Raw genomic sequence first — 14,596 nt, forward strand, 5'->3', positions numbered from 1 at the left:
TATTATTCATAAAATAAAATAAAATAAAATAAAATAAAATAAAATAAAATAAAATAAAATAATAATGTCAATTTCACTATGAGTCCGTCAATAGCTATAGGAATTATCGGAATAGTTATCCTTCTCGGTTTTGCAGGGGAAATGTTTTTCTCTTTTACTAAAGTTCCGTCCATTTTATTTTTAATGCTGGCAGGTCTTATTTTAGGTCCTATTTACCATATTTTTAATCAGCAGCTTTTTATAGATTTTGCGCCGTATTTAAGCACTTTGGTTCTTATTCTCATAATGTTTTCCGGCGGACTTGAGCTTAATTTTATTACTGTTTTTAAAAGTTCTATATATTCAATGATTCTAATTCTAATCGGTCTGTTCCTTTCAATAGTGCTTGTAGGCAGTTTTTTTTACATTATGGGAGGCGGAGACGTGATGCAGTCGTTGATGTTAGGCACTATTGTCTCATGCTCCAGCTCTACCGTTATAATGCCTCTTCTGTCTAATATAAACGCAAGCGCTAAAAATAAAACGGTGATAGCAATTGAATCTACGTTTAATGACGCATTTGCAATAATAATCTTAATAGTTTTGATAAATTTCGCAAAAAATTCATCGGCAGCCGTTAACTATTTGTCCACGGCGGGAAATCTTCTTTATTCTTTCGGAATTTCATCAGTCATAGCAATTGCATTTGGAATTATATGGTTTATTTTATTAAAATATATTTCAAAAACAAAATATGCTTATTCCATCACATTCGGAGGCATGCTTATACTCTATCTGATAATCCATTTTGTTAAAGGCAACGGAGCAATAGCTATATTAGTTTTCGGAATAGTAATGGGAAATGAAGAACTGCTGACTAAATTGAAAATTAATTTTTACAAAATGAGTTTAAAAGATTCTTCCATAAAACAGTTTAATTATGAGTTCTCGTTTTTAATAAGGACGCTTTTTTTCGTATTTTTGGGCGTTGTAGTAGAATTATCGCACATAGGCTGGGAATTTGCCGATAGACTTTTTATTATTATAATCATGATAGTGCTGGGCAGGTACATAAGCGCTTCTTTAACATTTTACTTAGAAAATTTAAAAAAGAAGAAAGAAGATGTGCTTCCGAAAAGAGAAAAATACTTTTTATGGTCAATGATCGGGCGTGCCCTTGCTACGGCAATAATGGCTTATATGCCTCTAAATGCCGGAATCGCAGGAACTCAAGATTTTCCAGAGTATGCTTTTTTGGTCATTATAATTACGAATATACTCCTGACGGGCGGAGTTTATACTTATAGCAGATACGTAAAAAATGAAAATAAAATGGCAGGAATAGACGCATAACGGAAAATTAAGAAAATTCGGGAAATTAGGGGGTGCTATTTGAAAATTAAGGATAGCCGCCATTTTAATATGTATATCGTCAATATCTAAAATGATTAATAATAAATTGAATAAATCGGTAAAATAGTGTCTGCTCCCAATCAATCTTTATAAATAATTAAAACTGTTCCTGATTGTGCGAGCTGTTAATTGCGGTTTTCCTTATTTCTTTTTGCTTGAAAAAATTTTTTCAATAAAGCAGATGATTCTTCCTTCAAAATACCGCTAATAATTTCAGGATTATGATTTAATCTTTTGTCGGACAAAGTGTTGTATAAAGAATTGACTGCTCCGGTTTTAGGGTCGTCGGCAGCATAAATTACTTTATCCATTCTGGACAATATTATTGCCCCGCAGCACATTAAACAAGGTTCTAATGTTACATACAGAGTACAACCGCTTAGCCTCCATGAATTTAATATTTTTTGCGCTGACATAATTGCTTTGATTTCGGCATGCATAACAGACGATAAATCCTTTTCCACGCTGTTTGAAGAAGCTGAAATTATTTTATTGTTTTTTACTATAACGGCTCCGACCGGAACTTCTCCCGTTCTGTATGAGTCAGATGCTTCTTCTATTGCGGCTTTCATAAAATATTTATCAAGTTCGCGTATCTCGTTTTCATTCATTTTTATTTTTTATTTTAGTTTACAAAAAAATAAGTATATCTGTCCTCACTTAATACCAATCAGCCTCATTAATAAAAAGTATTGAAATTAATCAATATATTATGATATATATCATAATATGAATCAAGTTTATATAAAAATACACTATACTATATACAAGTATGCTTGAGATAAAATTTTAGGGCAACAAAAATTTGATTTTATTTTTTTGTTATAATGTTATACAATTGAAATTTAAGTTTATATTTTTATATATTAAACAATTAAATTATAATTATGCAAATTTAAATTTTTTTTATTAGTTGTTTTTTTATTGATATATTATTCTTATTAATTCAATTTTTTATTAATTATATTTTACTTATTAATTTTTTTTATTAAGCATGTTATTTTATTATACTGCACGTCATTATATATAATTATATTACTATATTATATTGATATTGCGCGGAAGTCGTATTAATCGCAATTATATTTCATTGATATTTATATTACATTATATTACATTAAAATTTATAATCTTTTCATGAATCAGAGAATCCCTTCTCATATTAGAAATGAGATATTAAAAATAAAATCAAGAAAAGATATTTATTCTACCTCTAAAATAATCAAAGAAAAAGGTTTAAATACAGTATGCTCGTCTTCAAGGTGTCCTAATTTAAATCTTTGTTTTTCTAATAAAACTGCCACATTTCTTATGCTCGGCGATAAATGTACAAGGCAGTGTCCTTTCTGCAACATTGAATATGATGAAAAATCTTATGTTGATATATCTGAACCGGAAAATATAGCATATGCAGTTAAGGCTTTAAAATTGAATCACGCAGTTATAACAATGGTTACACGGGATGACATATATGACGGCGGGGCATCGATAATTGCTGCGGCAGTTAAAGCTATAAAATCCGGAACTTCTTGTAAAATTGTCGAAGTTCTAACTTCTGATTTTATGGGAAATAAAAATTCAATTAACGTTGTTTTTGACTCTGGTGTAGATATCTTTGGACATAACATTGAAACCGTCGAAAAACTTTACGATACCGTAAGACCGCAAAGCTCTTATGTGCGTTCTTTAGATATACTTGATTTTGTTAAAAAAGAACGTCCGCATATACAGACAAAATCCGGCATAATGGTGGGTCTCGGGGAAAGCAAAGATGACGTTTTTAAAACAATTGACGATATAGCGTCGGTAAATGTTGACTTTATGACTATAGGACAGTATATGAGGCCTTCAGTGAAAAATATAGAGGTTAAGGAATATGTTTCTCTTAAAATGTTTATTGAATATAGGGAATATGCGAAAAATAAAGGGATAAAAAATGTCTTTTCCGCCCCATTAGTAAGAAGTTCCTTCGGAGCTGAAAAATTTTATAACAACAGCATTAAGCTTCAATAATTGCTAAAATTAAAAATAACGACAGTATTACGCTTCAATACGCATTAATATTATAATAATATATTATAATAAGCTTTAAAACGACGACGGTTTTAAGATTTAATCGACATTAAATTAACATTAAACTTTAAAACCGCAACGGCACTGAATTTCAATAATTAATGAATATTAAACTTACTAAAATTAAAAACGTATTAAATTTAAAAAAAATAATAAATTAAACCGGGTGATATAAATCATGACCGAAGATTTTGAGACGATTAAAAGATTGCCGCCTTATGTTTTTGCGGAAGTTAATAAGATTAAGGCTGAAGCGAGAAAGAAAGGGGAAGACATAATAGACCTCGGTATGGGAAACCCAGATTCTCCGACTCCGGACTATATTATAGAAAAATTAGTTGAAGCATCCAGAAATTCTAAAAACCACAGATATTCTGTGTCTAAAGGTATATACAAACTGCGTGTTGCCATATGCAATATGTATAAAAGAAATTATGATGTAGATTTAGACCCTGACAGCGAAGCGATAGTTACAATGGGTATCAAAGAAGGGCTGAGCCATTTAATGCTGGCTACCATTAACAAAGGAGATGTTGCGTTTGTTCCGAATCCGTCTTATCCGATTCATGCCTATTCCGTTATTATTGCAGGCGGCGATGTTAGGAGTATTCCGTTAGTGCCAGGGGAAGATTTTTTTGAAAATCTTATGACCGCTCTGAAACAAACATGGCCTAAACCTAAGATGATTATATTAAGTTTTCCGCATAATCCGACGACCATAACGGTAGATATAGATTTTTTTGAAAAACTAGTGGATTTTGCAAAAGAAAACGGTATATATATTATTCATGACCATGCATACGCAGACCTTACTTTTGACGGATATAAATCTCCCAGTTTTTTGCAGGCAAAGGGAGCTAAAGACGTAGGAGTTGAATTTTTTACAATGTCTAAAAGCTATAGCATGGCAGGATTCAGAGTCGGCTACGCGCTCGGCAATCAAACATTGATAAATGCGCTGTCAAGAATAAAGAGCTATCTTGACTATGGTATGTTTCAGCCTATACAAATAGCTTCCATTATTGCTTTGAATGAAGAATATAAGCACGATGCAATAAGCAAGATGGTTGAACATTACAAGAAAAGGAGAGATGTTTTGATTGAAAGTTTCAATAATGCAGGATGGCATATTGAAAAACCTAAGGCTACAATGTTTGTATGGGCTAAAATACCGGAGCATTATTTGAGTGCAGGCATAGGTTCGCTGGAATTTTCCAAAATGCTTTTAGAAAAAGGAAAGGTGGCAGTATCTCCGGGGATAGGGTTTGGCGAATACGGCGACCAGTACGTCAGGTTTGCTCTTGTGGAAAATGAAATGCGCATAAGACAGGCGGCTAAAGGGGTTAAACATTTTTTGAACAGCCAGTCGGATTTGCATCATGCGTGATTTTTAGCGGCTATTATATATAGTTAAAATTCGCTGCAAGAGTACATAATATCAAGAATGCATAATCGGTAATAATAAATAAGATTAAAATAAAAAAATAAACAAATAAAAATAAACAAATAAAAATAAACAAATAAAATAAACAAATAAAAATAAACTAAATGTAATTATTTTATTAAAGTAATTGCCAAAGTAATTATGGAAATTAAAAATATGGAAAATAAAGACATTGACAAAGTTGTCGGCAATAAAATTAATATAGGGCTTTTTGGCTTCGGAACCGTGGGCGGAAGTTTTTACAGGATATTGGATATTCGTAAAAAAGAAATAGAAGCGATGCTTTCCGCCGATGTGACGATAAAAAAGATATTTACACGGGGCAATAGAAATCCGTCAATTGATAACATCGGCAATTTAATGGTCAATAATGCAGATGATATTTTAAACGATAAAAGTATAAATGTAATAGTTGAACTCATGGGCGGAATTAACCCTGCTAAAGAGTATATCGAAAAAGCCATAAAAAACGGCAAAAGCGTTATAACTGCCAATAAAGCTCTTTTAGCTGAGCATGGAGAAGAGATATTTAAATTATGCAAAAAACATAATGTCCATATCGGATTTGAGGCTGCAGTCGGAGGCGGCATTCCTATTTTAAGGTCAATAAAAAACGGTCTTGCAGGAGATTCAATAACGTCAGTGTTTTCTATAATAAACGGCACATCAAACTATATTTTATCAAAGATGACGAATGAGGGCGGAAAGTTTGACGATATACTGAAAAAAGCTCAGGAGAAAGGCTATGCCGAAGCAGACCCTTCTTTTGACATAAACGGAATCGACAGCGCACATAAATTAGTTATATTAGGCAGGCTTGCATTTGCGGCGAGCATATCGTTAAAAGACGTTATGATAGAAGGAATTAAAGGAGTCAGCGATATAGATATTTGTTTTGCTCGTGACCTTGGATATAAAATTAAACTTTTAGGTATTCTTAAAAATGATGATTCAAAAATAGAGATAAGAGTGCATCCTACCCTTATTCCTTCAGGCAGTCTATTATCAAACGTAGATGGGGTGTTTAACGCATTTTTTCTGAACGCAAAATTTGCAGGTCCCATAAGCCTGACCGGTTACGGTGCAGGCGGTATGGCAACTGCAAGCGCAGTTATGGGAGATTTTATCGAAATAGCCGGAAAAATTATAAACAGTGAAAAACATCATGATATTTTTCTCAATGAAAGTTCAAATAAAGTTCAGATAAAAAGAAAAAAAGATATAATATCGCGATATTATTTAAGATTTTCAGCAATGGACAGACCGGGCGTACTCGCCAAAATTTCTAAGATTCTCGGAGACAATTCAATCAGTATAAGTTCGATGATTCAGCAGGGCAGGAAGATAGACGGTTCTGTTCCTATAGTTATAACTACTCACGAAGCAAATGAAGAAGAATTATTAAAAAGCATAGAATTATGCGACAAATTAGACATTATTCTTGCGAAAACTATGATTTTGAGAATTGAAGATAACGTAAACTGAAATAAAGCTTTGTACTATATAATATTAATAAATATTAATATGCTGCAGAATTAGTATTTCGCAGCATAACTATATTAGAATTAGAGTATTAATATCTTAATATTATTTATGTCTGCTATTTAATTAATTGATTAATCGCATGTAGTTTTATCGATTAGCTTAGTATTTAAGTTATCAGTTAGTTTGATTTGATTTTTTAATTCAATTTAATTCAAGTTAATTCAATTTTAGTGTTGTTTAATCTTGTGATATCTTGAATCAGCTGTCTAATTAATAATATGAATCGTATATGGGGGTTAATTTTGCATCCGCAGAAATATGAAGGCGTTATCAAAAAATATCGTGAATTTTTACCGGAGATAGACGATGAGTTTATTGTAAGCATTAATGAGGGCAATACGCCGCTTATTAAATCAAGAAATGTTTATAAAACTATAAACCCTGACATTGAAATCTATTTTAAATATGAAGGGTTAAATCCGACCGGTTCCTTTAAGGATAGAGGAATGACTATGGCTGTGTCAAAAGCCGTAGCAGACGGTTCAAAAGCGATAATATGCGCCTCTACCGGCAATACTTCCGCTGCTGCCGCCGCTTATGCCGCCAGAGCCGGTATAAAATCATTCGTGCTTATTCCTGAAGGTAAAATTGCGATGGGTAAACTTTCTCAGGCTCTGATGCACGGTTCGGTTGTAATGCAGATACAGGGAAATTTTGACGACGCGCTTATTATTGCCAAAGAAATATCGGAAGAATTTGAAGTGACCCTGGTAAATTCGGTTAATCCATACCGCATAGAAGGACAGAAAACAGCTAGTTTTGAAATAGCGGACGAACTTGGGAAAGCCCCCGACTATCATATACTTCCGGTAGGCAATGCAGGCAATATTACCGCATACTGGAACGGTTATAAAGAATATAAACAAGCCGGAAAAATTCAAAACTTGCCTAAAATGCTCGGCTTTCAAGCTGCTGGAGCTGCGCCCATAGTACTCAACCATATAGTTAAAGAACCGCATACTATTGCCACCGCTATAAGAATAGGAAATCCCGCAAGTTGGCAAAAGGCGGTTAAGGCAAAAGAAGAATCTGGAGGATTAATCGAAGCAGTGACGGATGAGGATCTGCTTTCCGCTTATGCTATGCTGGCGAGAACAGAAGGAATATTTTGCGAACCAGCTTCGGCTATAACATTAGCAGGCTTAATCCAACTAAATAAACGCGGATTTTTCAAAAAAGGCGATGTCTGCGTTTTGACTTTAACAGGGCACGGACTTAAAGACCCGCAAAATGCAATAAAAGTTTCAAGCGAGCCGATAGTTGTTCCATGTGATAAAAAATCAGTTTTAAAGGCAATGGAGCTAATTTAGCAATAGTTCAAAAAATAATAAATAGAATAAATAAATAGCAATAAACACAGTAAATATAATAAAGATAATACATAAAATAAATAAATAATAATAAATACAATAAGTAAAATAAAGATAATTATAATTAATGAATAATTAATGGATAATAAATAAAATAAATAAACATGGAGAGATTGAAAATATGGAAAAAGAAAAAAAATATATTATTCTGTGTCCTGACGGTATGGCTGATTTTCCTTTAACAGAACTGAATAATAAATCTCCGCTTGATTTCGCGTCAACACCCAACATGGATTATATTGCTTCTAACGGCATTACAGGACTTGTCAAGACAATTCCCGACGACTGCCTTCCGGGAAGCGATATCGGTTCTATGAGTATTTTAGGGTATGACCCGGTTAAATATTATACAGGAAGGTCTCCTTTAGAAGCTATGAGCATGGGCATTGAGCTTATGGACAGCGATGTAGCTTTCAGACTTAATCTTGTCAATATACTTGATGAAAACGGAAAAAGAATTATGCATGATTATTCCGGCGGGCATATTACCACAGAAGAAGCAAAGAGCATATTGGAGACATTGCAGAAAGAATTAGGCGGCGCTGATTTTCAATTTTATCCGGGCGTCAGCTATAGACATCTTATGGTTGCTAAAAATGCTCTTGACATAAAAGGGCTGCAGACCGTAGCTCCTCATGATATACCGGATTTACAAATAGACGAATATCTGCCTCACGGAAATTCATCAAGCGGTATTTTACTGGAAATAATGAAAAAAGCAGAGGATATACTTAAAAATCACGATGTTAATAAAGCAAGGATAGCTTCCGGCAAGCTTCCGGCAAATTCTATATGGCTATGGGGGCAGGGACACAGGCCCAGTATGCCCACTATGAAGGAAGAGTACGGAATAGAAGGTTCCGTCATATCTGCGGTTGACCTTGTGAAAGGAATAGGGAAATACGCAGGACTAAATTCTATTGACGTTCCGGGTGCTACGGGATATCTTGACACAAATTATCAGGGCAAAGTCGAATACGGCTTAAATTCACTAAATTCCGGCGATTTTGTATATATCCATGTAGAAGCTCCGGACGAGGCGTCCCACGAAGGCAGCATTGAAAAAAAAATACAGGCTATACAGGATTTTGATAAATACATAGTCGGCGGCGTCCTCAAAGGAGTTAAAAAATATCAGGATTTTATTATTATGATTTTACCAGACCATTACAATCCGGTAAAATTGAAAAAACATACCGCAGGACCTGTCCCTTTTTGCGCTTTTTCGCCGTCAATGAAAGATACGCATTTTAAATATCATGCGTCTAATTTTTCTGAAAAAAATTCTCAAAACACTGGTTTATTTTTTGATTCCGGTGCTAAACTATTTAAAAATTTTTTAAATTCTTTTAATGAATTCTTATAAATAAATACATTGCTTAATCATATTATTTTAGCATTTCTATAAGCTAATGAATTTTTACAAATAAATATATAGCCAAATCGGGCTATTTTAAAATTTTTAAGGCAAATTGTATTTTTTAGTTGCTTTTAAAAAAATGTTTTATTAAAATATAATCTCTGTAACAATGTAACTCCGTTTTATCTATATCAGTCTTATCTATATTATATTATATTATTTTATTTATTTATTTATTTATTTATTTATTATTATATATTTTATATTTTTGTTTATGTTATTAAATTAGGAGAACACGGAATGAACGAAAATGTGTTTAAATGGGATAGTAAAGTGTGTATTCCAACAGGGGGAAGTTTTATTAAGCTAAAAGATGATAAAACATTAGAAATACCAGATAACCCTATAATTCCTTATATTGAAGGAGACGGAATAGGTCCTGAAATTGTTCCGGTAATGCATAAAGTTTTAAACAGCGCCGTAAAAAAAGCATATAATGGCTCAAAAGTTATTTATTGGGTAGAAGCGCTTGCCGGAGACAAAGCTGAAAAGAACGGATTAGAAAGAATGCCCGAAGCAACTTTGGAGATTTTAAAACAGAGCGTTGTTTCTATAAAAGGACCTCTCGGTACCCCTGTCGGCAAACCGGGAAAGTCTCTTAATTCTATTCTAAGGCAGTCTATGGATTTTTACTCGGCAATAAGACCGGTCTACTATCTTGGACAGCCGTCGCCGATACCCGACGCGGGACGGGTAAATGTAACGGTTTTCAGGGAAAATTCAGACGATGTTTATATGTCTATAGAATATATGCCGAAATCAGACGGAGCAAAAAAAGTGCGGGAGTTTTTTATTAATGAAATGGGCGTGAAACCGGACGCTATTCCCGAAGATGCAGGTATTACCGTTAAACCTATGAGTGAATTTAAAACAAAAAGGCATGTAAGAAAAGCTTTCAGATATGCCATAGAGAATAATAAAAAATCGATTGCGGTAGCCGGAAAAGGCAATATCATGAAAGCTACCGAAGGCGCTTTTATGAATTGGGCTTTTGAAGTAGCGAAAGAGGATGAATTTAAGGATAAAATATCGGCAGGACCTGTTGCCGGCAATCAGATAAAACTTTCCAAAGTCATAACCGACCAGATGCTTATGCAGTTAGTTTTAAAGCCTGATGCTTATGATGTTATCATTACCCAGAATTTGAACGGTGATTATATATCAGACCTTGCTTCTGCTCTCGTAGGAGGACCTGGTTTTGTTCCAAGCGGAAATATCGGAGACGGTTATGCTCTTTTTGAAAGTACCCACGGAGTCGGCATGGACATTGCCGGAAAAGGTATGGCAAATCCTTTATCTATTACTTTATCAGGCGCTATGATGCTCGAATACATCGGCTTCAAAGAAGCTGCAGACCTTATTTATAAAGCCGTAAAAAGCGTTATAGAACAGCGTAAAGGTACAAGCGATATGTTTTACGGATTCAAAAAAATGGGTAAAGATGCAACGGAGCTTAAGACTGCCGAGTTTGGCGAGGCTATTCTAACAGCAATATAACCAATGCAACAAAATTTTGGGGGTGAATTATGAAATTATCGGTTAGACAGAAAGAAGATTTTCATTTTATCGGCTCAGGCGACTCAGGCGAAATAAACATTGACGCGGCAGGATACGTCGGCGGAAAAAACAGAGGGGTAAGACCGCCTGAACTTTTTCTTTATTCTATTGCAGGATGTATGGGTATTCATGTTTACGAAGCCCTTCATAAAAGCGGTAAGCACATAGAAGATATTATAGTGGATACCGACAGCGAACGAAAAGAAACTTCCCCTAAAGTTTTCACAAAGATTTCTTTATCTTTTACCATAAAAGCTAAAGAACTTACCGACGAAGATGTTACGAAAGCTATCGAGGAAGCTCTTAACAAAACATGCAGCATTGCTTATCTGATAAATCAAGTAGCTCCTATTTCATATTCCTTTAAGATAGTGCAGTAAGCAATACTCTGGATAATAAACAATTATGGAGGGCAATATATAATTATGTTCAAGAAAATTCTTATAGCAAATCGGGGAGAAATAGCCTGCAGAATTATCAGGGCGGCTAAAGAACTGGATATTCCGACGGCTGCAATTTTTTCCGAAGTCGAGCCGACGGCAAGACACGTAAAAATGGCAGATGAAGCATATATGCTGGGAGTTAATCCCTTAGATGCTTATTTAAACATCGAGCTTATTATTGACCTAGCAAAGTCTATAGGAGCGGATGCGGTTCATCCAGGGTACGGTTTTCTGGCGGAAAATGCAGAATTCGCGAAGGCCGCCGAGGATAACAATGTTAATTTTATAGGTCCGTCTTCGAAAGTTATTGCTTTAATGGGTGATAAGGCGCGCTCAAAAGAGGTTATGAAAAGATTCGGGGTTGCCACTGTTCCGGGAAGCGACGGTATATTAAAATCTTTAGAGGAAGCTATTGAAATTGCTAAAGAAATTACTTATCCTATTCTCCTTAAGGCTACGGCAGGCGGCGGCGGACGCGGTATCAGGCTGTGCAAAAACGAAGAAGAATTGAAAAAGAATTATGAAAGCGCTTATTCGGAAGCCAAGAAGGCATTTGGAAACGGCGACCTGCTTTTAGAAAAATTTATTGAGAACCCGAAGCATACCGAGTTTCAAATTCTTGGAGATAAATACGGTAATGTGATTCATCTTGGAGAAAGAGACTGTTCAATTCAGAGAAAAAATCAAAAGATGATTGAAATAGCGCCTTCTACAATACTTACCGAAGAAAAACGTAAGTTTTACGGCGATGCTATGGTGAATGCATGTAAGCAGATAGGCTATTACAGCGCAGGTACTATTGAGAATGTTTCTGATTTGCAGGGTAATACATATTTTATTGAAATGAACACAAGGGTGCAGGTAGAGCATCCTGTTACCGAAATGATTACCGGAGTTGATATAGTAAAAGAGCAAATCAAGATAGCCGCCGGTCAAAAACTTGAGATAAAACAGGAAGACGTAAAATTAAACGGTTTTGCGATAGAGTGCAGAATAAATGCAGAGGATTCTAAACATGATTTTCGTCCGAGTATCGGCACGGTAGAGAGATATTATGTACCGGGAGGCAATAACATCAGGGTTGAAAGCGCGGTTTCAGTCGGCTTTGAAGTTACGCCGTATTATGATTCTCTGATTGCTAAGTTAATATGCTGGGGAAAAACATTTGAAGAAGCGATACAAAAAACAAAAATAGCTCTGGATTCTTATGAAATAAGCGGCATAAAAACTACTATACCGATTCTTAAACAGATAATTCAGCAGGAAGATTTTAAAACAGGTTTATTTACTACAAAATATTTAGAAGAACATCCGGAAGTTTTTAAATATGACGAAGTTAAAGACAAAGAAGACTATGTTGCATTTATAAGCGCTGCGCTTGCAGCCTATCACGGTTTATAGGAGGATATCAATGAGTACTATCGAAACTATTGAAGAAATGTTGAAAAAAGGTAAGATTGAGGCGGCAAAGCCAAAGAAAATATTAATAACCGATTTAACGGCAAGAGACGGGATTCAATGTAAGTTAGCGACAAGGGTTAAGACTGATGATTTAATTCCGTTATGCGAAAAAATGGACAAAGCTGGTTTGTATGCTTTTGAGATGTGGGGAGGAGCTACATACGATGTTTGCCTCAGATACTTAAAAGAAGACCCGTGGGAAAGACTGAGACGTATAAAAGAAGTAATGCCCAAAACAAAACTTCAGATGCTGTTCCGCGGTCAGAGCATCGTCGGCTATAGACCCAGAGCGGATAAAGTAGTGTATAAGTTTGTGGAAAAAGCGCTCAAAAACGGAATAACAGTTTTTAGAGTTTTCGATTCACTGAACGATAACAGAAATATTGAAGTTGCCTGTAAGGCGGTAAAAGAACTGGGCGGCGAGTGCCATGCCGAAATAAGCTACACGAAAAGCCCTGTTCACACTTACGAAAAATGGATGCAATACGCCGATGAGCTTATCGAGATTGCTCCAGACTGGATATCATTCAAAGATGCAACAGGTATTATGATGCCTTTAGATACGTATAATATTATAAAAAGCATAAAAGATAAAGTCGGCGATAACATAAAGGTTTTACTTCATAATCACGATATGAGCGGAACGGCAATAATGAACCATATGATGGCGATATATGCAGGCGTGGATATGCTGGATACGGTTTTATCGCCTTTGGCTTTCGGGTCTTCTCATCCCGCAACCGAAAGCGTTGTTGCAGCTCTGCAGGGTACGCCTTATGATACAGGCATAGATATTAAAATTTTAGAAGAAGCGGCTGCTATAATGTCGGGGATAAGGAAGGATTATAAAAAATACGAAACAGAATACGGCGGGGTAAACGCTAAGGTTTTAATTCATAAAATCCCCGGCGGCATGATTTCAAATATGGTGGCGCAGTTAAAAGAAGCTAATGCTTCAGATAGAATAGAAGAAGTTTTAAAGGAAACCCCTATAGTAGAGAAGGACCTTGGCTATCCGCCTCTTCTTACCCCTTCTTCTCAGATAGTCGGCGTTCAGGCTGTTTTGAACGTTATTTCAGGAGAAAGATATAAGATTATTACAAAAGAAGTCAGAGACTATGTAGCTGGAAAATATGGAATGCCTCCTGGAACTGTGTCTAAGGAACTTGTTACTAAAATTTTGGGACCTGACAAAAAACCTGATTACAGCAAAAAGCCCAGCGAAAGCGCGGATGCAAACGAATGGGATAATGCCGTTAAGGAAGTCGGAATATTAGCAAAATCAGATGAAGATATACTTTTATATGTACTTTTCCCAATGCAGGGGATGGAATTTTTAAAGGCCAGAGAGAGCGGAGGTCTTGTGTCCGATGTTATTGCCGGAGCCGAGGAAATGATAGAAACGCAGCCGGGTGTTATGGAAAACGCAGCCCCTGTAGAGTTTGACATTACATATCACGGCGATAAATTCAGCGTTAAGGTAGAAGGCGTTTCCCCAAGCCAGGAACAGGGAAAACCAAGGAAATATTACGTGAGAGTACAAGGTAAACTTGAAGAAGTTCAACTTTATTCAAAAGTTGAAGCTGCAGTAGGCGGCGGCAATTATTCCCAGTGCAGAACAACAGAAACCAAATCAACGGCGCAGAGTAATGTTCTTCAGGAAGGGGATGCAACTGCTCCGATATCAGGAAGAGTTGCAAAAATTCTTGTAAAAGAAGCCGATAAAGTTGAAAAAGGTCAAACAATAGCAATTGTGGAAGCAATGAAAATGGAAAATGAAATTCATGCTCCGATAGCAGGGAAGGTAAAAGCTATTTATGTTAAAGCCGGTGACAATATAACCCCTGCAGACGCGCTTCTTAGAATAGAACCCTGATATTAATGGAGATAT

The 14,596-nt window shown here is 35.4% G+C and carries 11 protein-coding genes; 10 read left to right on the forward strand and 1 reads right to left on the reverse strand.

Going from position 1 to position 14,596, the window contains the following annotated elements; genetic code table 11:
* Nucleotides 1-78: 78 nt before the first annotated feature.
* Nucleotides 79-1,332 carry a hypothetical protein gene (locus EVJ46_05475; GenBank protein RZD16468.1) on the forward strand — a complete coding sequence of 418 codons (1,254 nt, stop codon included), beginning with the start codon at nucleotides 79-81 and terminating at the stop codon, nucleotides 1,330-1,332.
* 185 nt (nucleotides 1,333-1,517) lie between these two features.
* Here the strand turns inward: EVJ46_05475 and EVJ46_05480 are convergent, their stop codons facing one another.
* A complete protein-coding gene (locus tag EVJ46_05480; GenBank protein RZD16469.1) occupies nucleotides 1,518-2,003 on the reverse strand; it encodes a nucleoside deaminase in 486 nt (161 codons plus the stop codon).
* 526 nt (nucleotides 2,004-2,529) lie between these two features.
* On the opposite strand from EVJ46_05480, the gene EVJ46_05485 reads away from it, so the two are divergent.
* From EVJ46_05485 to EVJ46_05525, 9 genes are all read left to right on the forward strand, one after another.
* Entirely contained in the window at nucleotides 2,530-3,405 is an 876-nt protein-coding gene (locus EVJ46_05485; protein ID RZD16470.1) for a lipoyl synthase, read from the forward strand.
* A 238-nt stretch (nucleotides 3,406-3,643) separates the two neighbouring features.
* Complete coding sequence (locus EVJ46_05490) at nucleotides 3,644-4,852, forward strand: aminotransferase class I/II-fold pyridoxal phosphate-dependent enzyme (protein RZD16471.1); 1,209 nt, start codon at nucleotides 3,644-3,646, stop codon at nucleotides 4,850-4,852.
* Between the two features lie 198 nt (nucleotides 4,853-5,050).
* Nucleotides 5,051-6,394 (forward strand): homoserine dehydrogenase, encoded by a 1,344-nt coding sequence (locus EVJ46_05495; protein ID RZD16472.1) that lies wholly within the window; start codon nucleotides 5,051-5,053, stop codon nucleotides 6,392-6,394.
* Between the two features lie 278 nt (nucleotides 6,395-6,672).
* Nucleotides 6,673-7,764: a threonine synthase gene (locus EVJ46_05500; GenBank protein ID RZD16473.1), complete on the forward strand. Its 1,092-nt coding sequence runs from the start codon at nucleotides 6,673-6,675 to the stop codon at nucleotides 7,762-7,764.
* Nucleotides 7,765-7,945: 181 nt separating this feature from the next.
* Entirely contained in the window at nucleotides 7,946-9,190 is a 1,245-nt protein-coding gene (locus EVJ46_05505; GenBank protein ID RZD16474.1) for a cofactor-independent phosphoglycerate mutase, read from the forward strand.
* Between the two features lie 294 nt (nucleotides 9,191-9,484).
* Nucleotides 9,485-10,741 carry an NADP-dependent isocitrate dehydrogenase gene (locus EVJ46_05510; protein ID RZD16475.1) on the forward strand — a complete coding sequence of 419 codons (1,257 nt, stop codon included), beginning with the start codon at nucleotides 9,485-9,487 and terminating at the stop codon, nucleotides 10,739-10,741.
* 29 nt (nucleotides 10,742-10,770) lie between these two features.
* A complete protein-coding gene (locus EVJ46_05515; GenBank protein RZD16476.1) occupies nucleotides 10,771-11,181 on the forward strand; it encodes an OsmC family peroxiredoxin in 411 nt (136 codons plus the stop codon).
* Between the two features lie 45 nt (nucleotides 11,182-11,226).
* A complete protein-coding gene (gene accC, locus EVJ46_05520) occupies nucleotides 11,227-12,645 on the forward strand; it encodes an acetyl-CoA carboxylase biotin carboxylase subunit (GenBank protein RZD16477.1) in 1,419 nt (472 codons plus the stop codon).
* A gap of 19 nt (nucleotides 12,646-12,664) precedes the next feature.
* Nucleotides 12,665-14,581 carry a pyruvate carboxylase subunit B gene (locus EVJ46_05525; protein ID RZD16650.1) on the forward strand — a complete coding sequence of 639 codons (1,917 nt, stop codon included), beginning with the start codon at nucleotides 12,665-12,667 and terminating at the stop codon, nucleotides 14,579-14,581.
* Nucleotides 14,582-14,596: the final 15 nt, after the last annotated feature.

This window comes from Candidatus Acididesulfobacter guangdongensis (assembly GCA_004195045.1).
GTDB lineage: Bacteria > SZUA-79 > SZUA-79 > Acidulodesulfobacterales > Acidulodesulfobacteraceae > Acididesulfobacter > Acididesulfobacter guangdongensis.